This is a genomic window from Moraxella caviae (genome assembly GCF_002014985.1).
In the GTDB taxonomy this organism is placed as follows: domain Bacteria; phylum Pseudomonadota; class Gammaproteobacteria; order Pseudomonadales; family Moraxellaceae; genus Moraxella; species Moraxella caviae.
Window position 1 is genome coordinate 18,621 of record NZ_MUXU01000005.1, and the last position, 24,235, is coordinate 42,855.

28 protein-coding genes are annotated in these 24,235 nt (G+C 47.6%); 13 read left to right on the forward strand and 15 right to left on the reverse strand.

Going from position 1 to position 24,235, the window contains the following annotated elements:
* Positions 1–345 precede the first annotated feature (345 nt).
* Entirely contained in the window at positions 346–1,557 is a 1,212-nt protein-coding gene (gene sstT / locus B0181_RS00540; RefSeq protein ID WP_078275550.1) for a serine/threonine transporter SstT, read from the reverse strand.
* A gap of 465 nt (positions 1,558–2,022) precedes the next feature.
* Here sstT and B0181_RS00550 point away from each other — a divergent pair, with 465 nt between their 5' ends.
* On the forward strand, positions 2,023–2,319 hold the full coding sequence (locus B0181_RS00550; RefSeq protein ID WP_078275552.1) for a PepSY domain-containing protein: 297 nt from the start codon (positions 2,023–2,025) through the stop codon (positions 2,317–2,319).
* 63 nt (positions 2,320–2,382) lie between these two features.
* Positions 2,383–2,919, forward strand: coding sequence for a PepSY domain-containing protein (locus B0181_RS00555; RefSeq protein ID WP_078275553.1), 537 nt, complete (start codon positions 2,383–2,385; stop codon positions 2,917–2,919).
* Positions 2,920–3,084: 165 nt separating this feature from the next.
* Here the strand turns inward: B0181_RS00555 and rraA are convergent, their stop codons facing one another.
* Positions 3,085–3,585, reverse strand: a complete 501-nt coding sequence (gene rraA / locus B0181_RS00560; protein WP_078275554.1) for a ribonuclease E activity regulator RraA — start codon at positions 3,583–3,585, stop codon at positions 3,085–3,087.
* Positions 3,586–3,840: 255 nt separating this feature from the next.
* Here rraA and B0181_RS00565 point away from each other — a divergent pair, with 255 nt between their 5' ends.
* Positions 3,841–4,161: an ArsR/SmtB family transcription factor gene (locus tag B0181_RS00565; protein WP_078275555.1), complete on the forward strand. Its 321-nt coding sequence runs from the start codon at positions 3,841–3,843 to the stop codon at positions 4,159–4,161.
* A 302-nt stretch (positions 4,162–4,463) separates the two neighbouring features.
* Complete coding sequence (locus B0181_RS00570; RefSeq protein WP_078275556.1) at positions 4,464–5,450, forward strand: LLM class flavin-dependent oxidoreductase; 987 nt, start codon at positions 4,464–4,466, stop codon at positions 5,448–5,450.
* Positions 5,451–5,683: 233 nt separating this feature from the next.
* On the opposite strand, the gene B0181_RS00575 is transcribed toward B0181_RS00570, so the two are convergent.
* The 3 genes from B0181_RS00575 to B0181_RS00585 all read right to left on the reverse strand — a co-directional run bounded on the left by B0181_RS00575 (position 5,684) and on the right by B0181_RS00585 (position 8,077).
* Positions 5,684–6,907 (reverse strand): NADH:flavin oxidoreductase/NADH oxidase family protein, encoded by a 1,224-nt coding sequence (locus B0181_RS00575; protein WP_078275557.1) that lies wholly within the window; start codon positions 6,905–6,907, stop codon positions 5,684–5,686.
* 81 nt (positions 6,908–6,988) lie between these two features.
* Complete coding sequence (locus B0181_RS00580) at positions 6,989–7,318, reverse strand: ArsR/SmtB family transcription factor (RefSeq protein WP_078275558.1); 330 nt, start codon at positions 7,316–7,318, stop codon at positions 6,989–6,991.
* A gap of 207 nt (positions 7,319–7,525) precedes the next feature.
* The gene (locus B0181_RS00585) at positions 7,526–8,077 is read right to left on the reverse strand and encodes a TetR/AcrR family transcriptional regulator (protein ID WP_158078915.1); all 552 of its coding nucleotides are present in this window, start codon (positions 8,075–8,077) and stop codon (positions 7,526–7,528) included.
* Positions 8,078–8,230: 153 nt separating this feature from the next.
* On the opposite strand from B0181_RS00585, the gene B0181_RS00590 reads away from it, so the two are divergent.
* Positions 8,231–8,932, forward strand: a complete 702-nt coding sequence (locus B0181_RS00590) for a glutathione S-transferase family protein (RefSeq protein WP_078275560.1) — start codon at positions 8,231–8,233, stop codon at positions 8,930–8,932.
* Positions 8,933–9,482: 550 nt separating this feature from the next.
* On the opposite strand, the gene B0181_RS00595 is transcribed toward B0181_RS00590, so the two are convergent.
* The 6 genes from B0181_RS00595 to B0181_RS00620 form a co-directional block, all read right to left on the reverse strand.
* On the reverse strand, positions 9,483–9,707 hold the full coding sequence (locus B0181_RS00595) for a hexameric tyrosine-coordinated heme protein (protein WP_172462099.1): 225 nt from the start codon (positions 9,705–9,707) through the stop codon (positions 9,483–9,485).
* Positions 9,708–10,221: 514 nt separating this feature from the next.
* The gene (locus B0181_RS00600; protein ID WP_078275562.1) at positions 10,222–10,740 is read right to left on the reverse strand and encodes an RrF2 family transcriptional regulator; all 519 of its coding nucleotides are present in this window, start codon (positions 10,738–10,740) and stop codon (positions 10,222–10,224) included.
* Positions 10,741–10,980: 240 nt separating this feature from the next.
* Positions 10,981–12,117, reverse strand: coding sequence for an NADH-dependent flavin oxidoreductase (locus tag B0181_RS00605; RefSeq protein WP_078275563.1), 1,137 nt, complete (start codon positions 12,115–12,117; stop codon positions 10,981–10,983).
* A 291-nt stretch (positions 12,118–12,408) separates the two neighbouring features.
* Entirely contained in the window at positions 12,409–12,828 is a 420-nt protein-coding gene (locus B0181_RS00610) for an organic hydroperoxide resistance protein (protein WP_078275564.1), read from the reverse strand.
* Positions 12,829–12,928: 100 nt separating this feature from the next.
* The gene (locus B0181_RS00615; RefSeq protein ID WP_078275565.1) at positions 12,929–13,354 is read right to left on the reverse strand and encodes a MarR family winged helix-turn-helix transcriptional regulator; all 426 of its coding nucleotides are present in this window, start codon (positions 13,352–13,354) and stop codon (positions 12,929–12,931) included.
* Between the two features lie 111 nt (positions 13,355–13,465).
* The gene (locus tag B0181_RS00620; protein WP_078275566.1) at positions 13,466–14,419 is read right to left on the reverse strand and encodes a LysR family transcriptional regulator; all 954 of its coding nucleotides are present in this window, start codon (positions 14,417–14,419) and stop codon (positions 13,466–13,468) included.
* A 66-nt stretch (positions 14,420–14,485) separates the two neighbouring features.
* Between B0181_RS00620 and B0181_RS00625 the strand changes: the two genes are divergently transcribed.
* On the forward strand, positions 14,486–14,932 hold the full coding sequence (locus B0181_RS00625; protein WP_078275567.1) for a DMT family transporter: 447 nt from the start codon (positions 14,486–14,488) through the stop codon (positions 14,930–14,932).
* Positions 14,932–15,378, forward strand: coding sequence for a DMT family transporter (locus B0181_RS00630; protein WP_078275568.1), 447 nt, complete (start codon positions 14,932–14,934; stop codon positions 15,376–15,378). The genes B0181_RS00625 and B0181_RS00630 overlap by 1 nt, the downstream gene beginning before the upstream one ends.
* A gap of 125 nt (positions 15,379–15,503) precedes the next feature.
* Here the strand turns inward: B0181_RS00630 and B0181_RS00635 are convergent, their stop codons facing one another.
* Positions 15,504–16,340, reverse strand: coding sequence for a LysR family transcriptional regulator (locus B0181_RS00635; protein WP_078275569.1), 837 nt, complete (start codon positions 16,338–16,340; stop codon positions 15,504–15,506).
* Between the two features lie 103 nt (positions 16,341–16,443).
* On the opposite strand from B0181_RS00635, the gene B0181_RS00640 reads away from it, so the two are divergent.
* On the forward strand, positions 16,444–16,857 hold the full coding sequence (locus B0181_RS00640; protein WP_078275570.1) for a tautomerase family protein: 414 nt from the start codon (positions 16,444–16,446) through the stop codon (positions 16,855–16,857).
* A gap of 175 nt (positions 16,858–17,032) precedes the next feature.
* Positions 17,033–18,046, forward strand: coding sequence for an MBL fold metallo-hydrolase (locus B0181_RS00645; protein ID WP_078275571.1), 1,014 nt, complete (start codon positions 17,033–17,035; stop codon positions 18,044–18,046).
* 179 nt (positions 18,047–18,225) lie between these two features.
* Here the strand turns inward: B0181_RS00645 and B0181_RS00650 are convergent, their stop codons facing one another.
* Positions 18,226–19,134, reverse strand: a complete 909-nt coding sequence (locus B0181_RS00650) for a LysR family transcriptional regulator (RefSeq protein ID WP_078275572.1) — start codon at positions 19,132–19,134, stop codon at positions 18,226–18,228.
* Between the two features lie 88 nt (positions 19,135–19,222).
* On the opposite strand from B0181_RS00650, the gene B0181_RS00655 reads away from it, so the two are divergent.
* Both B0181_RS00655 and B0181_RS00660 read left to right on the forward strand, forming a co-directional pair.
* Entirely contained in the window at positions 19,223–19,678 is a 456-nt protein-coding gene (locus B0181_RS00655; RefSeq protein WP_078275573.1) for a DMT family transporter, read from the forward strand.
* Positions 19,675–20,421, forward strand: a complete 747-nt coding sequence (locus tag B0181_RS00660; protein WP_078275574.1) for a glutathione S-transferase C-terminal domain-containing protein — start codon at positions 19,675–19,677, stop codon at positions 20,419–20,421. Before B0181_RS00655 ends, B0181_RS00660 begins: the two co-directional genes overlap by 4 nt.
* A 125-nt stretch (positions 20,422–20,546) precedes the next feature.
* Here B0181_RS00660 and B0181_RS00665 read toward each other — a convergent pair whose 3' ends face one another.
* Positions 20,547–21,320: an SDR family NAD(P)-dependent oxidoreductase gene (locus B0181_RS00665; RefSeq protein ID WP_078275575.1), complete on the reverse strand. Its 774-nt coding sequence runs from the start codon at positions 21,318–21,320 to the stop codon at positions 20,547–20,549.
* A 182-nt stretch (positions 21,321–21,502) separates the two neighbouring features.
* On the opposite strand from B0181_RS00665, the gene B0181_RS00670 reads away from it, so the two are divergent.
* On the forward strand, positions 21,503–21,832 hold the full coding sequence (locus tag B0181_RS00670) for a hypothetical protein (protein WP_211276061.1): 330 nt from the start codon (positions 21,503–21,505) through the stop codon (positions 21,830–21,832).
* On the forward strand, positions 21,829–22,728 hold the full coding sequence (locus B0181_RS00675) for a LysR substrate-binding domain-containing protein (RefSeq protein ID WP_078275577.1): 900 nt from the start codon (positions 21,829–21,831) through the stop codon (positions 22,726–22,728). Before B0181_RS00670 ends, B0181_RS00675 begins: the two co-directional genes overlap by 4 nt.
* A gap of 254 nt (positions 22,729–22,982) precedes the next feature.
* Here the strand turns inward: B0181_RS00675 and mltG are convergent, their stop codons facing one another.
* A complete protein-coding gene (gene mltG, locus B0181_RS00680) occupies positions 22,983–24,137 on the reverse strand; it encodes an endolytic transglycosylase MltG (RefSeq protein WP_078275578.1) in 1,155 nt (384 codons plus the stop codon).
* Positions 24,138–24,235 lie beyond the last annotated feature (98 nt).

Sequence of the window (24,235 nt, forward strand, 5' to 3'; positions counted from 1 at the left end):
AAAAACCCTTTAAAAACAATGCGTTAAAAGGAATTTTTGGCAAATCACAGAGCCAAAATCTACAAATTAAACTATCAAATTAAATAAAATTCATCAATTTTTAAGATTATATCAAAATTTTTAATGGTTGGGGGACGGATTTTGTAGGTATTTTATTACCAAGTCTTTGCTGGGGGGGTGTGCGCTGTTTTGTGCAAGTTTTTCATGCCGTCAAATTACCCTTTGTCAAGTAAGTCTGCTCAAAAAACCACGCCAAAATTCCACCAAAAACGCCCCAAATTCTCACCCAATTCGCCCAAAACAAAACCGCCACAAACGGGCGGTCTTGGATTTATCAGCAGACAATCAGCCTTTGTAGGCGTATTTTGGGTCTGCCGCAGCGGTGAACAGCACGTCCGTTGATGAGTTCAGTGCCGTTTCGGCAGAATCTTGCACCACGCCAATGATAAAGCCGATGGCAACCACTTGCATGGCGATGTCGTTTGGAATGTTAAACAAGCTACACGCCAGCGGAATCAGCAGCAGCGAGCCGCCTGCCACGCCAGACGCACCGCACGCCGACAAACTGCCCACAATCGCAAGCAACAACGCCGAACCAAAGCTGACATCAATGCCCAGCGTGTGCGCCGCCGCTAGGGTCAGCACGTTGATGGTGATTGCCGCGCCTGCCATGTTAATCGTTGCACCCAAAGGAATGGTAACCGAATACGTCTCTTCGTTCAGCCCAAGTTTGCGTGCTAGGTTCATGTTTACAGGAATGTTTGCCGCACTTGAACGGGTGAAAAATGCCGTTACGCCAGATTCACGCAAGCACGCCATCACCAACGGGTACGGATTTTTGCGTGTGATGGCAAAAACCAGTAGTGGATTGAACACCAATGCGATGAACAGCATTGCGCCCACCAGCACCAAAAGCAGCTTGCCGTAGCCTAGCAGCGCGCCAAAGCCCGTTTCTGCCACTGTAGACGCCACAAGTCCAAAAATACCAAATGGCGCAACCATAATCACCCATTTCACCACGCTGGTGATGGCATCGCTTAAATCACTCACCACTTGGCGTGTGGTCTCACCCACATGACGCAGCGCAAGGCCAATCAGCACCGCCCACGTCAAAATACCCATGTAGTTAGCGTTCACCAGCGACTGCACTGGGTTTGCCACCAAATTCATCAAAAGATTGGTCAAAACTTCACGCAAGCTCTGCGGCGCGCTCTGCTCCACACTTTCCACCGCAGACAAAGCCAGCTCCACAGGGAACAAAAAACTTGCCGCCACTGCCGTCAATGCCGCAGCAAACGTACCGAACAAATACAGCATCATCACAGGCTTAATGCGCAAGTCGCTGTTGCCTTTATAAGACGTAACCGCCGCCATCACCAGCACAAACACCAAAATCGGTGCTACCGCCTTTAGCGCGCCCACAAACAGCGAACCCAAAATGCCCACGCTCAAGCCTACAGACGGCGCAATGCCGCCCACCAGCGCGCCCAAAATCAGCGCAACAACAATCATCGGCACAAGCCCTGCTTTTAAATAAGCATTCACCAACGCACGCATGATAACTCCTAAATCTAAATTACAATAGCATTCAATGAATCGTTGAAAATTGCTGTACTATACCACTTTTTAGCAAGAAAGGCAGTAATTTGTTGCACTTTTATATCTGATTTCTTAAAAGTTATGAAAAATAAAACCCAAAGTTATCAATTAATTAGCAAAAATTGTGGGAAATTGGCGCAATTTGGCAAAATTTGGCTAAAACTTAACGAAATTTGGCAAAATTTTCCTAAATTTACTCAAACTTTCCCTAAATTTCAGCCAACATTTCACCAAAATTGTAATTCTTACGCACAAATTTAAAAATAAAATCTTAATAAAATCAAAACTTTATAAAATAATTGCGCTTAAATTTGCCTTCCTAAGTTTCAGCTAAGTTTTGGTGCGCATAATACACACCATCAAGGATATGCACTACCAAAAGCAATCTTTGACGATAACAACCTAAAATTTTGGAGCAATACCATGAAATTCTTAAAAGTTTTGGCACTCACTGCTGCCATCAGCACCGCCGCCTTTGGCAGCACCAGCGCCCTAGCCGCAGGTAACATCACCGCCAAACAAGCCGCAAGCATTGCCGCCAAGCACGTTGGCGGACGCACCACAGACGTGGATTTTGAGCGCAAACGCTCTGGCAACTACTACGAAGTGGAAGTCAAAAAAGCAAACGGTCAAGAGTATGACGTGCGCATTGACGCAAAAACTGGCAAAGTATTAAGCGTTCATCTAGACGATGATGACGATGACGACTGGGACGACTAATTTTACTTAAAAATCAAGCAATTAAATTCAATTTCACAAACCAATCATAAAAAGAGAACACTCATGAAACTACTAAAAACTTTGACCCTAACTGCCGCCCTAGCCGCTGCCAGCACCAGCACCCTAGCCGCAAGCCAAATCAGCGCAAGCCAAGCTGCGAGCATTGCCGCAAAACACATCGGTGGTCAAGCGACAGACGTGGATTTTGAGCGCAAACGCTCAGGCAACTACTACGAAGTGGAAGTGAAAAAGACAAACGGTCAAGAGTATGACGTACGCATTGACGCTACGACTGGCAAAGTGTTGCGCGCCCACGCAGACGATGACAACGCCAAGCGCAGCCACTTTAAAAGCGACAACGCTGAAAAACACGCCAAAGCCGACAAGCAAGGCAAATCAGCAAAAGCCGCCATCAGTGCTGAGCAAGCTGCTGACATCGCTGCCAAGCACGTTGGTGGTCGGGCAACGGACGTAGAGTTTGAGCGCAAACGTACTGGCAATTTTTATGACGTAGAAGTCAAAAAAGCAGACGGCACAGAATATAAAGTGCGTGTTCACGCCAAGACTGGCAAAGTGTTGCGCGCACAGCTGGACGACTGATTAGCCACTCATAAAAAAAGACCGCACAATAAAATAATCATAAAAACCGCACAATAATAAAGGGCGGTCTTTTTTTATCCAGCTTTTTGTCAAATTCTTATCTGCAAATTTACGTCCGCCAAGTTTATATCCGCCAAACTTACGTCCGTGAATTTACACATGAATTTACAAAAGCGGCTGCGGCGACACCAAAATGCCGTTATTATCCGCATAGACGTACGCACCATCGGCAATGCTCACACCGCCAAATTTTAGCGTAACGCCTGTCTCGCCTGCGCCTTTGCGTGTGGATTTTTGGGGAATGGCAGCCAGTGCCTGCACACCCAAATCAAGCGCAGCAATCGCGTCCACATCACGCACGCAGCCGTAAATAATCACGCCTGCCCAGCCGTTTTTCACCGCTGATTCGGCAATCATATCGCCCATCAAAGCGCAGCGCATACTCGCGCCGCCGTCCACCACCAGCACTTTGCCTGCGCCATCGGTGGCAAGCAGCTCTTTGACGCGTGAGTTGTCTTCAAAGCATTTGACCGTTACCGCTTGTCCGCCAAATGCCGCACGTCCGCCAAAACTGCGAAAAAACTTGCCGTCCAAACTTGGCGACATCACCTGAATGCCGCTGTTTTCGTTCGCATCAAGCAAATCACACGTTACAAAATCCACCATCACCGCCCCTTGTCAAATAATAAATAAAATCAATAACTTGAGCTAAATTTTACAATCAATCGTACAATCATCAATGCAAATCGGCAATTTCAATCAACCATTTAAACCGCCACAGCCGCAAGTCTTTGCCAAAATACCACGCCACAACTCGCTTGTCAAATGCACGTTTAGCCATGCGCCAGCCTTATACCCAAATCTTGCGCCCAAATCTTAGGCTTGCATTGACATATCTATAAATTTAGATACAATAAACGCATGACAACGATTGATATTTGTAAAACGCTGGGCAACGACTACCGCTACCAAATTTTGCTGTGGCTTAAAGACCCTGCCGCCCATTTTGGCGATGCACACCTAAAATGTGCCGAAACTGGCTTTGTCGGCGGCATTTGTGTGGGCTTGATTGCCGAAAAATCAGGGCTTGCGCAGTCGGTGGCGTCCAATTATTTGGCAAGCCTGAAGGCGGCTGGCTTGGCAGAAAGCAGGCGCATTGGCAAATGGACGTATTATCGCTATCACAAAGCAGGCGTTGAGCGGTTTTTGGCGAGCCTGCAAAGCGAATTGGGCGAAAATTGACAGCAAACTTCCCAAAACCGCCAAATCGCAAGCCATGCTAGAGCACAAATTTGGCGTGGATTTATGCAAATTGCCCAATTTTCAAGCTCAAGATTTGTGCTTTTGATTTGCGCCTTTATAGTTTCGCCCTAAAATTTAACGCTTCAAATTTCGCCTTGGTAATGCAAGTTAAACCAAATTTTAAAAATCCAACCTAAAATCCAACATTAAAATTTAACTTTAAAACACAATTCACCCTTGAAATTTTACCTTATCAAATCTATATTTTTAGATATATAAATACTTAAAAAGAGAGAACAACCATGACCGATGTATCCATTTTAAACCTAGCGCCGCTGCGTGAAGGCGAGAGCTTTCTTCAGGCGATTGATGATATGGTGGCGTTGGCGCAATTTGCCGAAACGCACGGCTACACACGCTATTGGATTGCCGAACACCACAATATGCCGTATGTGGCAAGCTCGGCGACCAGCCTTTTGATTCAAAAAGTGCTGGACAACACACGCACGATTCGTGTGGGCGCAGGCGGTGTCATGCTGCCCAATCATTCGCCTTTTGTCGTGGCGGAGCAGTACGGCACGCTGGCGACGCTGCACCCAAACCGTGTGGATCTTGGGCTGGGACGTGCGCCCGGCACTGACCCTGCCACCGCGCGCGCCATTCGCCGCCATCAAGACGATTTTGCGATGAGTTTTCCAAATGACATCAAAGACTTGCAGTTTTATTTTGGCGATGGCGATGACGACAAAGTGCGTGCCTATCCCGCCAAGGGGCTAAACGTACCGCTGTATATTCTAGGCTCTAGCACCGAAAGCGCTTATTTGGCGGCAGAACTTGGCTTGCCTTATGCTTTCGCTTCGCATTTTGCGCCGCGGTTTTTGACCCAAGCGGTAAAAATTTACCGACAAAATTTTCGCCCTTCTGCCGTGCTGGATAAGCCAAAAGTGATTGTCGGCATCAATGCCATCATCGCCGATACCGATGACGAAGCGAAGCTGCTTGCCAGCACCAGCGTACAGTTTTTCACCAATGTGGTAACAGGCGAGCGCTCTGGCATGAAGCCGCCTGTCGCAGACATTGAAAGCCGTATGCCGCCATACGTCATTGACATGGCAAAAAGCATGATGGCGGTGTCGCTCATCGGCTCGCCCAACACCGCCAAGGCGCAGCTTGCCGATTTGCAAGCCAAAGTACAAGCGGACGAGCTGATGGCGGTGAGCTACATTTATGACAAAGCGGCGCAAAGACACTCGTATCAGCTGCTTGCCGATGTGGTGAATGGCGATTGACGCACCGCCAGCCATAAAATGCAGCCGTAACATCGCAACGACAACCATCACAAAAGCCGCCCAAACGTAAATTTGGACGGCTTTTTTGGGAAATTTGATAAAGTTTTGGTGAATTTGAATAAGTTTTAATGAAAAGTTTGGTGTGATTTTTGATAAAACGGTGGCGAAATTTTGCCAAATTTTTATCAAAATTCCAGCCAAAACCCCGCCAAAAATCTCACCAAACCGCACATTTAAGCTCTTTCGCGTCTAAACGCCCCTTTGCCCTGTGCGACAAGCATCGCAAAGAAAATCCCCCACGCCGATTTGTTCGGATTGGGCTGTCTGCCTTGGCTGATCAGTTTCATTTGGTGCATATACCAATTCATCTCAACCATTGAGCCGAGCATTTTATCCAGTTTTGCCACGCCCAGTCTTGGTTGCGGTGTGGTTAGAGTTTGGTATGTGCCGCCAAAAATGCGGTTCGGTAAATCAGGCAACAAGGCAAAAGGTTTGGCAAGCCCGACCATATCCAAATCACCGCTTGCCACCGCCTCGCTCATTGCCGTCTGCGAACGAAAACCGCCTGTAATCACCAATGGCACGGTGCAAACCGACCGCACTTTTTGGGCATAATCCAAGAAATACGCCTCGCGTTTTTTGGTGCTTTCTTTCACGCCGTCCAGCATCGCAGGCGCTTCGTAGTTGCCGCCTGAAATTTCCACCAAATCAATGCCTTCTTTGACCAAACACTCCACCACCTGCACGCTTTCTTCTTCTGAAAAACCGCCTTTTTGGAAGTCTGCCGAATTGAGTTTGACGGCGATAATAAAATCAGACGAAGTTGCCGCACGCATCGCACGGTAAACTTCCACCAAAAACCGCATACGGTTTTCAAGGCTGCCGCCCCATTTGTCGTCCCGCACGTTGTGGATTGGCGATAAAAACTGGCTGATGAGATAGCCGTGTGCCGCGTGGATTTGCACGCCACTAAAGCCAGCTTTTTCAGCAACGTGTGCCGCTTTCGCAAAACGCTTGATTAAATCCAAAATCTCATTTTCGCTGAGCGCACGCGGTTTGTTGAAAAATCCCGCAACCGCACCGCCCAACGCCACGCTGCTCGGGGCAACCGGCACAGGCGACAAATCTTTTGGCGACTGCTTGCCGGGGTGGTTGATTTGCATTAGCAGCACAGTGTCGTTTGCCGTGCCTGCCTTCGCCCACGCTTTGAGCAAGTCCAAATCACGCTCGTCTTCAATCACCACATCGTCCGCCGAACCCAACGCGGTGTAATCCACCATCACATTGCCCGTTACCAGCACGCCCGCACCACCGTTTGCCCACGCACCGTAAAGCTCGGCATACGCCAAATCAGGGCGGTTGCCTTTGGTGATTTGCTCGCTCATCGCCCCTTTAAAAATACGGTTTTTAATGACTTTGCCGTTTTTTAGGCTAAGCGGTTGGTTAAGATTGTTCATTGTGTTACCTCATGTTAATAAGTTTAAAAATATAAACTTGTTTTGCGGTTAAAAATCCCGATTGCTCGGGATAGCCTTGTTTTAAACATCAGCAGGTAAAGCACTGTCCAAACAGCCGTCTGCAATAAACGCCGCCATCAAATGCTGAAAGTGCCTGCCTGCATTTTCCAGTGTTACCAAATAATAACGCTCCTTGCCGACCTGCTCCACACCGACCAAACCCGCCGCCAGCATCAGTTTTAAATGGTGCGACACCGCGGGGCGTGAAAGGTGGAGCTTTTCAGTTAAAGCATTGACATTAAGCCTGCCTTCGTCTTTGAGTATTTTTAAAATCAGCAGTCGGTTATCGTCCGCCAACGCACTAAATACAGGAACGGCTTCTTGCAACAGCTCAATGGTGGTTTTAGGCATTATCTGATTATATGTTTAAAAATTTAGACGTATTTTAGCGTGTAAGGAAAGGGAAGTCAAGAGGCGGAGCATAAATTTGAAATGCGTATGAGAGAGCGGTCAGATTTGGCGGAGTTTTTGCAAGGTTTGCCTAAAAACCGACCGCTTGTGAGTTGATGAAATGAAGAAATGCCGTCTGAAAAATATCAACGTTTTCAGACGGCATTGCTACTCTGCCTTCAACAAATCCACAATCTGCTCCCAGCTCTGCACAAGCTCGCTTTCGCTGATGTCCTGATTTTTTTGCAAAAAATACATCGCACCGTGCAAAAACAGTGTGGCGTAACTGTCGGCGTGATAATCCCAATTTTGATGGGGTGATTTTTGGCTGGCGTAGGCTAAAAAGTGGCTTTTGGTGAGTGTGTGCATTTCTTGATAAAAATCGTGTTTGGGTGTACGAACTTTAAATAACGCAAGCAGCAACCTGCGTTCTTGGTGGGTTAAATCCGCCGTTGAGCCGACAATCCTATCTTGTTCGGCATTAAACCGATTTTTTAATGCCGAACGATAAGTTTGCCTTACTTCTTCTATCATTTTTCCAAGCAAGTCATCTTTACTAAAATAGTAACGATAAAAAGTAGAACGGTTGATCATTGCCGTCTGCACAATATCTTGTGCTGTGATTTTTTCGTAAGGTTTTTGATAAAGCAATTCAATCAATGCATCTTGAATGGCTTTTTGTGTACGCTTGGCACGCAAATCATCAATTTGTATGGTCATTATTATGAAACACTTATAATAAATTTGTCTCATTTTAAGACAAATTTATAAATATGTATAGATTTCAATATATTAAAATAAAAATTGATGTTTGAAACATACGGAACATTTCACTAGAATAAAATCAAATCATTTATCGTTAAGGAATTATTTATGCTAAAACTCTATTCATTCGCAGGTTCAAAGGATTTACGCTCGTTTTCACCTTTTGCCTACAAAGCCGAAGCCTTGCTTGCTTTGTCTGGCGTGGCGTACGAACGTGAAGATGTGGGCGACTTTGCCACAATGCCCAAAGGAAAAGTACCAGTATTGCAAGCTGATGACCACCAAATCGCCGACAGTGAGCTGATTAAACAATATCTGTGCGAACATCACGGCTTGGCAGCGGACGACACGCTCACCGCCGAACAACAAGCCATTGCCCACGCATTGAGAGTAATGTTGGAAGAACGCACCTATTGGGCATTGGTATACAGCCGTTTTTGCGACCCTGAGGGCAAAGGCTTTGTGTTTGAAACAATGTTGGCAGGCGCACCGACAGAAGCCAAAGCGACTATCTATGAGCAGTTGCAGGAAAAAATCCGCAAGCAAACCTTTGAACACGGTATCGGACGACACGACACCGCACAAATCTATGCTTTTGCCATTGCCGATATTCAGGCAGTACTGACCTTTTTAGGCGACAAAGCATTTTTATTTGGCGACACACCAACCACCACAGATGCCACCTGTGTTGCCATTTTTGCCAACTTGCTTGCCAATCGTTTTGATTGTCCGTTGTCGCAATTTGTCCAAAACGAACCTAAAATTGCCCAATACGTCAAACGCTTTGAGCAAAAAGTATTTGGCGAATAACAACAAGCGGTCGGATTTGGCGAAGTTTTTGCAAAATCTGCTAAAAATCCGACCGCTTGTGAGCCGCTAAAATAAACAAAATGCCGTCTGAAAACTGGGTTAAAGGCTTTCAGACGGCAATACAGGCACTTTTGATTATCAAGCCAGAGCGTTTGCCAAACGCCTAAGTGAGCTTGACGTATCGCATCAGTACATCAGTTTTCCAAAATCAGTTGCCTTGCTGGGGCATGGTTTTGAAGCCTTTCCAACACCGCAAGCTGATGAAGCATGGACAACTTGCCAACGTTTTTTGCAAAAGCTGACGGATTGACAATCCCCAATTAAACCAGCACTGAAAACCCGCTAAGTAGCAGACTTTCGGCTTTCCATGCAAAGGCGGACGAGCTGCGGACGTTGCCCCATTGAGTCGGCAAACCTGTTGCAGTGTAGAGTTTCATTACTTCTCCCCAAATAAACCAAATGAGTTTTATTAAAAAAAGCAAGACCACAAGCCTTGCTTTTTATTATATAGATGGTGCTGATTACACCTGTTTTGAGTGGTTTGTACAGCTCACTTCCAATAATTATTCGCTTGAGCAACGGTTTGGTAGTGGATTGCCACCACTTGCGAAGCCAGCGTCAGGCTGTCGGCATTTTGCTCGTACACAGGGCGCAGTTTACTTCTGATGTCGGCATCAGGCTGGGTGTATTTCACGCCCATGCGCGCCAGTTTAATCGCCAGCTCAAAGCCTTCTTGTGGTGTGGCGGTAATCAATGAGTCAAGCCATTTTTCCATGATATTCTCCTTGTAATTGGCTGTTTTGTTGCGCTCTTGTGAGCATAAATGGCCGTTTGGCTTGCGGTTTGTGCTGTATGATTTGGACGCACAAACGCTGGCGCAAACTTAAGATGTATTTTATTTACATCTTAAAAGCCATTATAGAAGTTTGTTGAGTGATTTGCAATGATTTTATAAGTAATTGAAATTGAAAGATTAAACTAAGAAATCCACTTTTGGCAAGTCATCTTTTGCACGCCACCCAAACGCAACAAAGCCACAACCTTTGGGCTGTGGCTTGGGTGGGGGTGTGTCCCGCAGACTGTGGCTTTGTTGCTTCCCTATCCATTCCTTGAGTATCGTCCTTGATTGCAGCAAACTTCCCTAGGGTGTCTCCGTTCACCAATCCTTGCTGCTTGGGTGTATTATGTCAAAATCCACCATCTAAGAAAATTGGCAAATTTCGCCAATGCGTGTAAGCATTTTCTTACAATGTGGCACACGTTTTTGGTAAATTCCAATCGCCAGACGCTTATAAATATTCCAAAAGCTCATCGGCATTGCTGATGACGTCAGCGAGCGTGTAGCCGTCCAGCACTTTGATGAATGCCAGCATGGCTTCGCTGAACACGCCTTTAAGCTGGCAAACAGGCGAAATCACGCAGCTTTGGGCGATGACATCGTCTGCGGTGATGTCCACGCTTGGGATTGTGCTTGAGTTGCCAAGTTTGCTGGCAAGCGTTGGCGAGCCGTCTGGCGTGGGATCGGTGAGGCAATCTAAGATGTTAAAATCGCTTTCAGTGTGGCGGATCAGCTCGCCGATGTTGATGTTGCGTGGGTGCATGGACAGCCTGATGCCGCCGCCTTTGCCGCGCACGCTTTCAATGTAGCCAAGTTTGCCAAGCTGGTGCACGATTTTGGTAAGATGACTTTTGGAAATTTGGTAGCTGTCGGCGATGTCATTGATGTTGGCAAGCGCATTTGGGCTTGGCTTGACCGCCAAATAAATCAAGGTGCGCAAAGCGTAGTCGCTGTAGTTGGTAAGTCGCATGGTTTGTTGAGCTGACCTAAATAAAAAGATAAGTGTTCGCAATTATAGCAAACCGTTCTAAAAACGCAATGCCGTGCTTGTGTGAGTTTTGTATAGACATATTTCAAAGCGGTGTGCTAGGTTATGCTTTTGGGCAAGGCGGTGAAAATGGCGGTTTGAGTGCGTTTGCCGCCATTTTCTTGCTGTTTTTACCGCCAAAATATCACGGTTTCAAGCTAAAAACTGCAAATATAAAAAACCTTAAATATCAAGCGGTTGCCATTCTTTGCCTTTTAGCGGTGGCAAATATGCCAAGCCTTTTTGTTGGTATTGCCACAAAAGCGCAGGAATGCGGTAAATGTCGTTGCGCTCAGGGTCAATGCTGGTGGAGATTTGCTCGTATTTGCCTTGCTTTAGCAGCGTGGCGAAATTTGGGTTGATCATCACCGCTTTGCCCACCGCAACAAACTCTGCCCAGCCTGTCTGATAAGCCTTCGCCACATCATCAGCCGACAGCAGGCAGCCCACACCAATCAAAGGCAGCTTGCCTGCGATGCGCTCGTGAATCAGCGCCATACGTGTGCGCTCGGTGTCTGCGCCGCGGCGTGCTTTTTTGTAAAAATCCCACAAAGAAACGTGCAGATATTGCAAGTTTTGCACGCTCAATGCGTCCAATAAATCAAAAGTATCAGCCATCGTCAAGCCGTTTTCGCCTGCTTCTTCTGGGCTAAAACGATAGCCAACGATGAAGTCTGATTTTGCGTGTTTGTCTTTGATTTCATTGACTTTTTTGATGATTGACAAAGGAAAACGCAAGCGATTTTCTAAGCTGCCACCCCAATCGTCCGTGCGGCGGTTGGCTTGTGGTGAGAAAAATTGCTGAATCAGATAATTGTTTGCACCATGGATTTCCACACCGTCAAAACCAGCACGAATGGCAAGGTCAGTTGCTACGCCAAAGCCGTCAATCACCGCCAAAATCTCGTCCACGCTCATGGCGCGCGCTTTGTGTTTGCCGTCGTCCACGTCTGATGGCGCGATGACTTCGCCCACCAAGTCAGGCAAGGACTGATAGCCGCCGTGATGGATTTGCAAGATGGCTTTGGCGCCGCCTTGTTTAATGATGTTTGCGGTCTCGGTCAGGCTTGGCAAGTGCGCTTCGTCATAGGCGGCAGGCTGTCCGTGAAAGGCTTTGCCACTTGGGTGAACGAGCGTGGCGGCACTGATAAACATACCAAAATCTGCGCTGCGCCCTGCCAAAAAGGTGCACTCTTCGTCCGACAGCGTGCCGTCTGGATTAGAAGCGTAATGCGTCATCGGCGCGACCACCAGACGATTTGGCACGGATACACCATTATTTAGGGTCAGGGGGCTGAAAATGGGAGAAAGATTTGTCATGGATTGCTCTTTTGGTTTGTCAAGAAATGTGGCTATTGTACAAAAAATTGGTGTGTGTGGGCGTAGCTTTTGGTGGTAGAAATATTACACTTTTGTGCGTGGCGTTCAGATAAAGTGTGATTTACCACGATGCGGCTTGCCACAATGCAATCGCAATAAAACCACAGCAAAAACCGCCTGAAAAATCAGACGGCTTGCTTGGGTTTGACTTTTGCTTAACATTTGCAATACTTGATTTGTCAAATTGCACTAAGCGAAGTTGTGCCAATCAAGTTGATATTACAAATCAAACTAATTAACCACTTTCACGTGCAGCCTTACGTCTACATTGCCGCGGGTAGCGTTAGAATAAGGGCAGACTTCGTGGGCTTTTTGGATTAAGGTTTTCGCTTCGCTCTCGCTCAAGCCTTCCACCGTGATGGCAATGTCCACGTCCAGACCGAACGCACCGTCTGGTTTTTGACCGATGCCGACCGCCACGTTGGTAGATGATTTGGTAGGTTTTAAATTCAAACTTGGGGCGACGTGGTTCATCGCGCTGTCAAAGCAGGCGGCATAACCCATTGCAAAAAGTTGTTCTGGATTGGTACCGACTTTACCGCTGTTGTTCTGAAAGCCGACCAAGTCAAAGCCGATAGAGCCGTCATCAACCTGTGTGCGTCCGTCACGTCCGCCTGTGGCTGTTGCTGATGTGTGGTAAAAGATTTTCAAAAGATACTCCGATGAGTTGGTTAAGATGAGTTTTATTATAGTGTAAAATTAAATTGTGTACAATACATTTAGGCGGATTTTTTAGCGATTTATTTTCAACCTACTGTTTCTTCGACAATTTTTGAAACAAATCTTTAATAGCTTTCACTTCAGTTTGTCCAATCTCACCCAGTTCATCGGCAAGTTTGCTCGGAATATGGTAGGCTTCTTCTTGCAGGGCTTTGCCTGATTCGGTGAGCGAAATCAACACCGTGCGTTCGTCCGTCTGACTGCGTTCGCGTGTAATCATACCTTTGGCTTCAAGGCGTTTGAGCAGAGGCGTGAGCGTACCGCTGTCCAAAAGCAGCTTTTCACCGATACCGCCAACACTCATCTGACCGTGCTCCCACAACACCAGCAAAACCAAATACTGCGGATAAGTCAAATCCAATTCATCAAGCAAAGGGCGATAGGCGCTCGTGATGATTCGGGACAGGCTGTATAAAGGAAAACAAAGTTGATTGGAGAGTTTGAGATTGTCTTGCATAGGTTTTTGCCTGATAAAATAAAACAATATTTTAGTGAAAAATTGTATTGCAGGCAATTTAAAATGCCGTCTGTAAATTGACTGCGGATTTTACAGACGGCATTTTCACACCTATATCTCCCAATATGCCGTGTGCCCGTAAATCTCGGACAAAAAGTCTAGCACCGCGCGGACGTTGGTCGGGGTGTGACGGTGGTTGGGATAGACGGCGAGTATGTATTGGCGGTCGATGCGTTCGTTCAGCGTGTGCCCGCTCAAAAGCGGAACAAGGCTGCCTGTCTGTATGTCTTGATAAATCATCCAGTTGGGCAAAAGTGCGATGCCCAAGCCGTCACGGGCGGATTGCAGCAGGGTTTCGGCGTTGTTGGCGGTCAGTTTGACGGGCAGGTTCAGCTGCTGCCAATCGTCTTGCTGTTTGGCAAACCAATGGACGATGCCGTTTGTGCCTTTGTAAAACAGGCATTGGTGGCGGGCGAGTTCGGCAAGGTTGGCAGGCTTGCCGTAGCGGTCGGCGTATGCGGGCGAGCAGACGCAGTAGGTGCGGTGTTCGCCGATGATTTTGGTACGCAGGTTGTTGTCGTTCAACGGGCCGATGCGGAATGTGAGGTCAAACTGCTGCGGGTCGGCAAGGCTGTCGGTTTGGACAAGCTCGATTTGCAGCTTGGGATAACGCTCGTTTAGGGCGGCAAGGTAAGGGGCAATGTGTTTTTGGGCGAAAATGACGGCACTGTTGATACGCACCACTCCGCCGACTTCGCCTTTGAGCGACTGCATTTGCGTTTGCATTTCTTTTAGGGTGTGCAGGGTTTCTTGGGCGTAGCGGGCAAACAGTTGTCCGCTTTCGGTGGGCGAAATCGAGCGTGTGCTGCGGTAAAAAAGGGCTTGTCCGACGGCTTCCTCCAGCTGGTAAACGGTGCGTGAAATCAATGACGGCGAGACGTTTTGGCGGCGTGCGACGGCGGAGAAGCTGCCTTGTTCGTAAACCTGCAAAAACAGTTCGAGATTTTTGGCGTTGATGTGTTCGGATAAAGTCATTTGTGCAATATTTGAAAAAATGTTTTTCATATTATGTCATTTTTTGCAATAAAAATCCTGCATATAATATAAACCGATGAAAACATTGGGGGGAAAATGCAGTTTGTTTTAATTTTATTGGTGGTTTTGGGCGGTGCCGGCTTGTCGGTGGAAGCAGGTATTCTCGGCCCGTTGGGACAGGAAGTCGGCAAATTGTGGGCGACTTTCAGCATTTTCGGCGTGGGTGCGGCATTGACGTTTTTGCTGATGTTGTTTTTCGGTGCGCGTAATGCACCGTCTTTTTTCGACCAGCCTGCGTGGACGCTGACGGGCGGTATGCTGGGTGTGGCGTATGTGGTGGTGCTGGCACTTGCCGTGCCGATTATCGGGATTGCGGTGACGATGATTGGGATTTTGGCAGGACAGCTGCTTTCCAGTATGCTGATTGACCACTTTGGCTGGCTGGGTGTCGCACGCCGCAAGATTGACCGCCGCCGCGTGTCGGCATTGTGTTTTGCGTTGGCGGCTTTGGGCTTGATTTCGCTGGATATGGGGGCGGTGTGATGCTGGCTGTGATGATTTTGCTGTCGCTTTTGGGCGGTGCGGCGTTGAGCGTCCAATCGGCGGTAAACAGCGAATTGGGGCGTAATGTCGGCGTGTTCAAAAGTGCGTTTTTAACCTTTTCGCTCGGCGCGCTCGTCACCGCATTACTGATTGTGTATTTTGAACCCAATCACGGCAAAACCCTGCTGGACGTACCCAAATGGCAGCTGCTCGGTGCAATGCTGGGTGTGCCGTACATCGTGATTATGGTGCTGGCGGTGTGGCGTATCGGCTCAGCGGTGGCAACGGTGGCGGTGATTTTCGGGCAGCTTTTGATGGGAATGCTCATCGACCACTTCGGCTGGCTGGGCAATGCCGCCATCACGTTCTCTCCCTACCGCATTCTTGCCGTCGCCTGCTTGGGCGTGGCATTGTATTTTATTTATTCGGGGAGTGGGGATGGGTGAAGGGGATGCCGTCTGCAATGGATAAAGATTTTGCAGACGGCATTTTTATTTATTTGGCTTAAAAGAGCGGTCAAGTTTTGGGGAAACCTTGCAAAAACTCCGCCAAATCCGACCGCTTGAAATTTTTAAAAATCCCCCAACAGCTCCCCCAAAAAATCTGCCACCGCACGCACCCGCTCCAACTGGCGCACGTCTTCGTGCATCACCAAATAAAGCGGTATGGCATAATCAGGCAGGCTCTCCACCACTTTAAGCTCATCATGATTCAGACAGCAGTCAGGCAAAAACCCCACGCCAAGCTCTTGCATGATGGCGGATTTCATTACTGAAAAATCGTTGCACAAAAAACGTATCGGCTTATCGCCCAGTTTCTCCATCAGCCATGTCTGCTCGGTGTTGTTAAAATTTAAGCCTAAAAACTGCCAATCTTGTTCGGCGGTTTGGGTGAGATAATTTTTGTGGGCAACCCAATGGTAGGTTAGGTTCGTCAGCCGTCTTGCCACCAGATCGTCTTGTTTCGGTTCGCCCATACGCAGGGCAATGTCGGCTTGGCGGTGGTGCAGCTTGGAGACGCTGACATCACTCATCAGCACCAGACGGATATGGGCAAAACGGCGGTAAAACCCGTTAAGCCGTGGAGCGATGAAGCGTTGTGCCACAAGGGGCGGAGCGGACACCACCACCTCGCTCACCGCTTGGCGTTTGTCTTTGGCGAATTGGGCAAATTCACGGATACCAACCTGCAATTTTTTGGCTTCTCCGTATAAATCCCGCCCGTCATCGGTCAAAAGATAGCGTTTATTCATGCGGTTAAACAAGCGCAGCCCCAGCGTTTTTTCCAGCCGTTCAATCCGCCGTGCCACCGTAGCGTGTTCTACATTCAGCCGGTTGGCGGTAGCGGTCAGCGTTTCGTACTCCACCAATGACACAAAATAGCGCAAGTCGTTCCAGTCTAAATTCATCTTTTATTGGGAAAAAATTCACATTATTGTGAATTTTAACGCTGTTTTTGTGAAAAAACAACTGATAAAATGCGCCTATTCATTCATCAATCAGGAGTAAATTATGCCAGTATTTAACGCCCACATTGCCAAAGGGCAATTATCCAAAGACCAAAAACAAGCGTTGGCAGATGCATTTGTGCTTGCCATTCACGATGCCTTAAACGCCCCGATGGACGACCAGTTTGTCATCATTAACGAGCATTCTGACGATAATCTGTTTATCCATCCCACCTTTCCCAACATGAACCGCACCGACAAGCGGATGATTGTTACGGTTGATGTCAGCACCACCCGCACGCTGGACGAAAAGCGCAAATTGACCGATCTGGTTACCAAATATGCGGTGGAAAAAGCGGGTATCGGACAAGACGACATCGCTCTGCTGATTTACGCCTTACCACTTGAAAACATGAGCTTTGGCGGCGGCAAACTCATGCCTGACGATATGGAAGCGATGGCAAAAAGAACGCGTTAATTTATCAATATCAAATTTAGGACATGGTTTAAAAAGTGCGCTGACAAGAAAACCGTTCGTGGTGAGCCTGTCGAACCATGATGGTTTTCCGCCAGACCCCTCGACAAGCTCAGGGCGAACGGAACACCCAACCGGCTATTTTTAAACCGTTCTCAAAACTTCATTGGAGAAAATCATGAAAAAATTACTTTTAACCGCTTTATTAGGCATGGCATTGACAACAAGCGTTCACGCCCATTCACATCCAACGCCAACTTACACGCCGACCAAAAACGCCGTCCCCATGCAAAAAACGCAGGTGCCGGGGTATTACCGTGTGATGGTGGGCGACATTGAAGTTACCGCCCTGTATGACGGCTGGGGCAGTATGAAGAAGGCGATGTTTGCCAATTATTCCAAGTTTTCCGAGAGCGAGCTTGAAGCGATACTAAACCATGAATTTTCGCCACGCACCCCAAACGGCGGTATTGAAGGAGCGATCATTGCGTTTTTGATTAACACAGGCGACAACCTGATTTTGATAGACGCGGGCAAAGGCGAAACGCAAATTCCTGAATTTATTGAAAAAGGACTATTGGTTACAAGTCTTGAAGCGGCAGGTTACAAACCCGAACAAATTGACATCATCTTGCCGACACATATGCACGCCGACCATTTTGGCGGTGTCAGCAAAAACGGCAAAATGGTGTTTCCAAACGCCACCATTTACCTGCCAATTCAAGAAAAAGCCTTTTGGCTGGATACGCCGATGGCAAAAGTGCCTGATGCCGCCAAGCCCTTTGTGCAATGGGCGAGAGAAGCTGCCAAGCCGTATCAAAACAAAGGACGGATAAAATTTTACAACGCAGGCGATGAAGTCTTTCCCAACGTCAAATCCATTCCATTGTTTGGGCATACACTGGGACATAGCGGTTTTGAATTTGACTCCAAAGGCGAGCAGTTGTTGGTGTGGGGCGATTTAATGCACAATCACGCCATTCAGATGAGCCATCCGGAAGTGGCGGTGGAGTTTGATTTGAATGCCGATTCCGCCCGCCAAACCCGTTTGACAATGCTGCCAAAAATCGCCGAGCGTAAATTGCTGGTGGCAGGAGCGCATCTGCCCTTTCCGGGAATCGGGCATATCCGAGCCGAAAAAGACGGCGGTTATCGCTGGATACCCGTAGAATATCGGTTGATCGAGAAGTGATAAAAGCGGTTGGGTTTGGAAATTATAAAAACTCAACCGATTATTTTTTAAAATAAAAAGCCGTCTGAAAACTTAACTTTTAGACGGTATTTATTTTTCAGACAGCCTGAAATTTAAAAATAAAAGCGGTCGGATTTTGCAAAAATTTTGCATTTTCCGACCGCTTATCTTTTAAAACACTATTCTGCCCCCAAACCTTCTGCTGCCAGTTTTCTAAACCAATCCAAGCATTTATCTGTCTGTTTACGCTCGTGCCATAACATCAGATAATCCACGCTTGGCAACTTAGCAGGCGGGAAAAAGGTTGCCAACGTCGGATAAGCGGTCAAATCGTCCACCATACGCGACGATACCGCCAGCACCAAATCGCTGTCCGCCAACAATGACAACGCCGACCCCCAATGCGGTAAGGCAATCACGCTATGCCAATCCAAACCAAACTTATGCAGGTAATGGGCAATTTCTTCTCGGCTGTCAGCTTGCAAAGAAAGCGAAATATGGGGCAATTTTGCCCAATCTTTCAAATCAAGCGATTGATATTTCATCAGATTTTTCTTGTCCGTAACGCACACGAAACGCTCAACAAACAACACTTGCCGACACATCTGGGCGGGCACATTGCCAAACACGCCAAATGCCACATCAATCTCGCCATTTGCCAATTGTGCCAGCAAATGTTCACGGCTGGACGGCTGATTAATCACAAGGCGGATATTAGGGGCGGTATGGCGGAGCTTATGCACGATTGGGGGCAAAATGACACGGCTGGCGTAATCACTCATGGCAAGGCGAATATTTTGCTTGTGGGTACTCGGGTCAAAATCGGCACCACCAAGCAGATTATCCAAACCGTCCAGCAGTTCGCCCAGCGGTATGTACAGGCTCTGGGCGGTTGCAGTCAGCGTCATACGCCCGTTTTGCCGAAACAGCAAAGGGTCGTCAAAAAAAACACGCAGCTGGTTTAGAGCGTGGCTGATGGCAGGCTGGCTTTTGTGCAGCCGTTGGGCGGTGCGTGAGACGTGTTTTTCTTGCAATAACACATACAACACCAGCAATAGGTTTAAATCTAATTGGCGAAGTTTATTCATATTACGAATAACCTATATATTAATAAAAGATTAGTATTATTATAATAAATAACTTAAACTACTTCCATATCGTGATTTGGAGAAAAAAATGCAGACAAATTTTATTTTTGCCCTTTTGGTGGGCATGATTGTGCCACTGCAAGCCCCGCTAAATGCATTTGTGGCACGTTCGCTCGGTTCGCCATTATGGGCGACTTTGGTGTCTTTGTCGGTGAGCGTGATGGCGACCGTGCCACTGCTTATGCTGTTTCGAGTTTCCGCTCCCGAATTTGGCAATTTGGGTCATGTGCCTTGGTATGGTTGGCTTGGCGGGTTGTGCGGCGTGGTGTTTGTGGCAAGCTCGGTCATTCTTGCTCCAAAAATCGGCATTGCCAATTTTGCGGTTTTGGCGATTGCCGGACAGATAATCGGGGCGTTGGTGCTTGACCATTTCGGCTTCTTCGGCTTGACTGTAAAACCGATTAACTTATTTAAGGTGCTTGGTGTAGCCGTGATGGTAGGCGGAATTTTATTGGTTCAATATGGGAATAAGGCATCGTCATGAATTTATATGTGCTAAGTGCGTGTCCGTTTTGTCATCGTGTGCTGCTGGCTATGCTGTGGGCGGGGTGTAATGATATTGATGTAATATATGTTGATGATTTAAAAGATGAACAAGGTCGGTTGGTCTTGTCGGACGAACCGCTTTTTGGGGCAAAAACCATGCCTGAGCTATATCAAAAAGTCGGGCAAGTAGGGTCAAGCGTGCCTTTGTTGGTAGGTAAGGACGGTCGGTTTATCAGCAATTCATCAAAAGATATGGTGTTTGAATTTCTTCGCGGTCGGCGTGAATTTTGGGCGGGATTGTCTGATGATGAGATGAATGCCGTGCTGGACGACATCCACAACCAACTCAACCGTGCGGTGTATGGCGTGATACAGGCAGGCAGTCAAAACGAATACGAGCATCAAGTTAATGCGATTTTTGCTTATTTGGACGCGCTAGACAGTCGGCTTGCCCGACAAAGTTTTGTGCTGGGCGAAACATTAAGCCTTGCCGACTGGTTTGTTGTGCCGACACTTATGCGGTTTGATGCGGTGTATTATCGGGTGTTTGATTGTGCCAAAAAACGCCTTGCCGATTATCGGCATTTATCCGCCTATCTCAACAAAATACAGAATATGACAGGTGTGGCAAAGACGTTTGACTTAACCAAAACGATGACACATTATTATTTAAGCACCTTTGCCGTTCACGGTGTACAAACCCGTTTGCACCCCTTACCGTTTGTACCAGTGCTGGACTAGGTTGCGGCACGGTTAAGTGGCTAATGCCGTCTGTAAATTGATTAAAATGCAGACGGCATTTGTTCGTTTTAAGACTTGCAAGCAGCCACTTTGAACAAAAAAACACCGAAACGACTGCGCTCGGCTTAATGCCCCGCCATCACGCCGCCATCCACAGGCAATACCGTACCCGTGATGAATGACGCATCATCGCTTGCCAAAAACAGCATGGCTTCGGCAACGTCTTTTGGCTGACCATTACGACCAATCGGGTGGAAGTTGTTAAAAGTCGGCAAGGTTTCTTTGACCTGCTCTTCGCTCATAAACGTGCCGTAAATCGGCGTTTCAATCACCGCAGGGGCAACAGCATTGACGCGGATGTTTTCGCCTGCCAGCTCAATCGCCAAGTTTTTGGTCAAAGCGTGTACGCCTGCATTGGCGGCAGAATATGCCGAGCTTGGCGTAGCGGCAATCGCTTGCAACGCCCACAAAGAGCCGGTCTGCACAATCGCGCCGCCGCCGCGTTTTTGCATGGCTTTGGCGGCTTCTTGTGCCATAAAAAACTTGCCTTTTAAGATGATATCCACAAAATTGTCGTATTCGGCTTCGGTGAGTTCCAAAAACGGTTTCGGATTAAAAATCCCTGCGTTATTGATGAGAATGTCCACGCCGCCGAAGTTTTCAGTCGCTGCCAAAACCAAATCTTTAGCGGTCTCAGGTTTGGAAATGTCGCCTGCCACGGTGCGGACTTTTGCGCCTGTCGGGTCAATCACTTTGGCGGCATCCGCCAATTTACCCGCACTGCGACCGCCAATCACCACGCTCGCACCTTCTTGTACAAAACGACGTGCTGCCTCCAAGCCCATGCCTGACGCACCACCTGTAATGATGACGACTTTATTTTCAAAACGTTTGTTCATTGTTTGTACCTTCATTGTTAGTTGCTGGAAAACAGTACCGTACCGTTTTCGATGTGTATATTATGAAGGCATTGAAATCATTAAACAAATGAGATAAACTTACCAACACAAAAAGAAAATCTTTATCGGATTTGAGGTATTTCATGTTCATAGATAATGAAGAAATCAGGCGGGTACACGGTTTGACAGAAGAACAAACCAAATTGGCAAAGTCCTTTATCAAAGGAGCAGTTTACTGCTGGCTTAAAAACAGAACCGATGAGCCTTTTTCGGTTCGTGATTTGTTCGGCGGTGTCAATACCGATTGGCAAGATACGCCTTTGCATGATGTATGGCATAAACACATTAAAGAAGGTAAAAGCAATGACGAAGCCCATGATTTGGCAAGAACGGATGTCGGATGGCTGCTTAAAACGGTTTTAGATGAAGACAAATATCGGCAATTTTCTTCTCAAAAACGCGAATTAACAAAATTCTATACTTGGGAAAATCGGCAAGATTTTGAAGAATGAAACCCCTCTCCCCCTACCTAAAAGCCCTAAAAGCCTTTGAAAGTGCGGCGCGGCTGGGCAGTTTTAGTGAAGCAGGCAAAGAGCTGTTTGTAACGTCGGCTGCAGTCGGACAACTGGTCAAGCAACTGGAAACCCAGCTTGGCACGCCGCTGTTTCACCGCCATCAGCACGGCAAAACCCGCCTTGCGCTCACCGAACCTGCCAAGCAAGCCCTGCCAGACATTCAGGCAGGCTTTGCCCGTTTGGGAAAAGGACTGGATAAACTCATCACCACCGATGACGTTTTGACCGTTGCCACAAGTCCTGCCTTCGCTTCTAAATGGCTACTGCCACGCATTCACGAGTTTTATCAAGCCCACCCAAACATCGATGTGCGCCTAGACACCAACACAAAGCCGCTGGATTTTGATCGCCACGGCATTGATGTGGCGGTGCGTTATGGCGTGGGCGATTGGGCGGATTTGACGGCAACTCGGCTGTTTGATGAGACGGTATTTGCGGTCTGCTCGCCTGCATTTTTGGCAAAATATGAGCCGAAAACACTTGCTGATTTGGCGCGTGTGCCGATGATTTACGACACATCACTCGCCTTACACCCTAAATTTATGACGTGGGAAAAATGGCTGGCGGCATTGGAAGCGGACGTTGCCCTGCCGATGGGACTGCAAATCAACAACTCCGCCCAAGTGCTGCAAATGGCGATGGACGGACATGGCGTGGCGTTGGCAAGAAGCGCACTTGCCGATGACGACATCAAATCAGGGCGACTGGTGCCGCTGTTTGATGTGCGTATACCGTCTTTGATGAGCTATTATCTGCTGCACCGCCCCACGCCTGCTCCGAAAGTAGAGCATTTTGCCAACTGGCTGTGCCAAATCATCGCACAAAGCCACTGAAAAACAGAAAAAACCGAAAAACTGAAAAAACCGCCAAACGCTTTATCAAAGCCACAAAAAAGCCGAACCATTTACCAGTTCGGCTTTTTATTTGCGTAAAGATTGGTCAAATTGACGAAATTTAGCGAAAATCGGTGAAAATTGCTAAAATTTAGTAACCACCCCTAAATTCACACTTTCTAAATTCACACTCCCAAATTCACGCTCAATGCAGCGCAATAAAACGCCAATCCACGTTCAATTTAGCACAAATATCAGCGTCCAATCGCCTTACGATATGCCGCCACCGCCTCTTCATGCTCGGCAAGCGTGCGACTAAACGTATGTCCGCCCTTGCCTGTCGCCACAAAAAAGATGACATCGGTGTCTTCTGGGTGCAGCGCCGCTTCAATGGCAGCCTTAGACGGCAGCGCAATCGGCGTAGGCGGCAAGCCATCAATTTGATAAGTGTTATACTCGGTTTTTTCGCGGATATTTGAGCGGTAAATTTTGCCATTATAACGGTCAAACAGCCCGTAAATGATGGTCGGGTCAGTTTGTAGGCGCATGCCTTGATTTAGCCGATTGACAAACACCGCCGACACCGTGCCACGCTCATCGGCAAGCCCTGTTTCTTTTTCAATGATGCTTGCCATAATCAAGGCTTCATAAGGCGTTTTGTACGGCAAATTTTCACTGCGCGCCTCCCACGCCGCTTCAAGCACCGCTTGCTGGTCGTCATACAGCTTTTGTAAAATCTGACGATCGCTCACACCATGATGGAAAAAGTAAGTATTTGGCGCAAATAAGCCTTCCAAATTGCCATTTGGCGAGCTGATTCCCAAAGCCTTGCTCACCGCTTCGTTGTCCTTGGCGGTGTCCACCCAGCTGTAGCCGTCATTTTCGTCCGTCTGCGGCGACAGCACTTCTAGCACCACACCATCGGTATTTTTTAGCATACGGTACAAATCACGCACCGTCTTACCTTCAATAATACGCACCGAAATCATCTCGGCATCTGAACCTTGCGACAAAATCTCCACCATCTCACGCAAGCTGGCGTTGGCTGGGATTTCATACGCCCCTGCTTGTAAATCGTCCTTTGCCGCCCATTTTAAGTACGCTTTGGTGAGCGTCTCGGAGCTAAATACAGACGTTTGCCAAGGCTTTTTCACCAGCAGCCCATAAAAAGTGTCGCCCTTATGCACGGTGATGGTCTGCTCATCGTGCTTGGTCGGCGCAAAAATCGTGGTATACACCACAAATAAGCCAGCCGCAATCACCAAAAGCGCACTCAGCGACAAAAAGCCCAGCCATTTTTTGCCAGATGAAGGCTTTTGCTTGGGCGCACGTCCGCTGTTTCTTGGCGTGGCGCTGGGTTTTTTGCGCTTGGCGGGCGTGGAATTAGAAGATTTTGGGGATTTTGTCATAAAAACAATCTATTAAAACAATCTAAAATGTAAATTAACAAAACGCCAAACCGCAGTCAAATCAATTCACCGCACGGCAAGTAAATTGCACAGTAAAT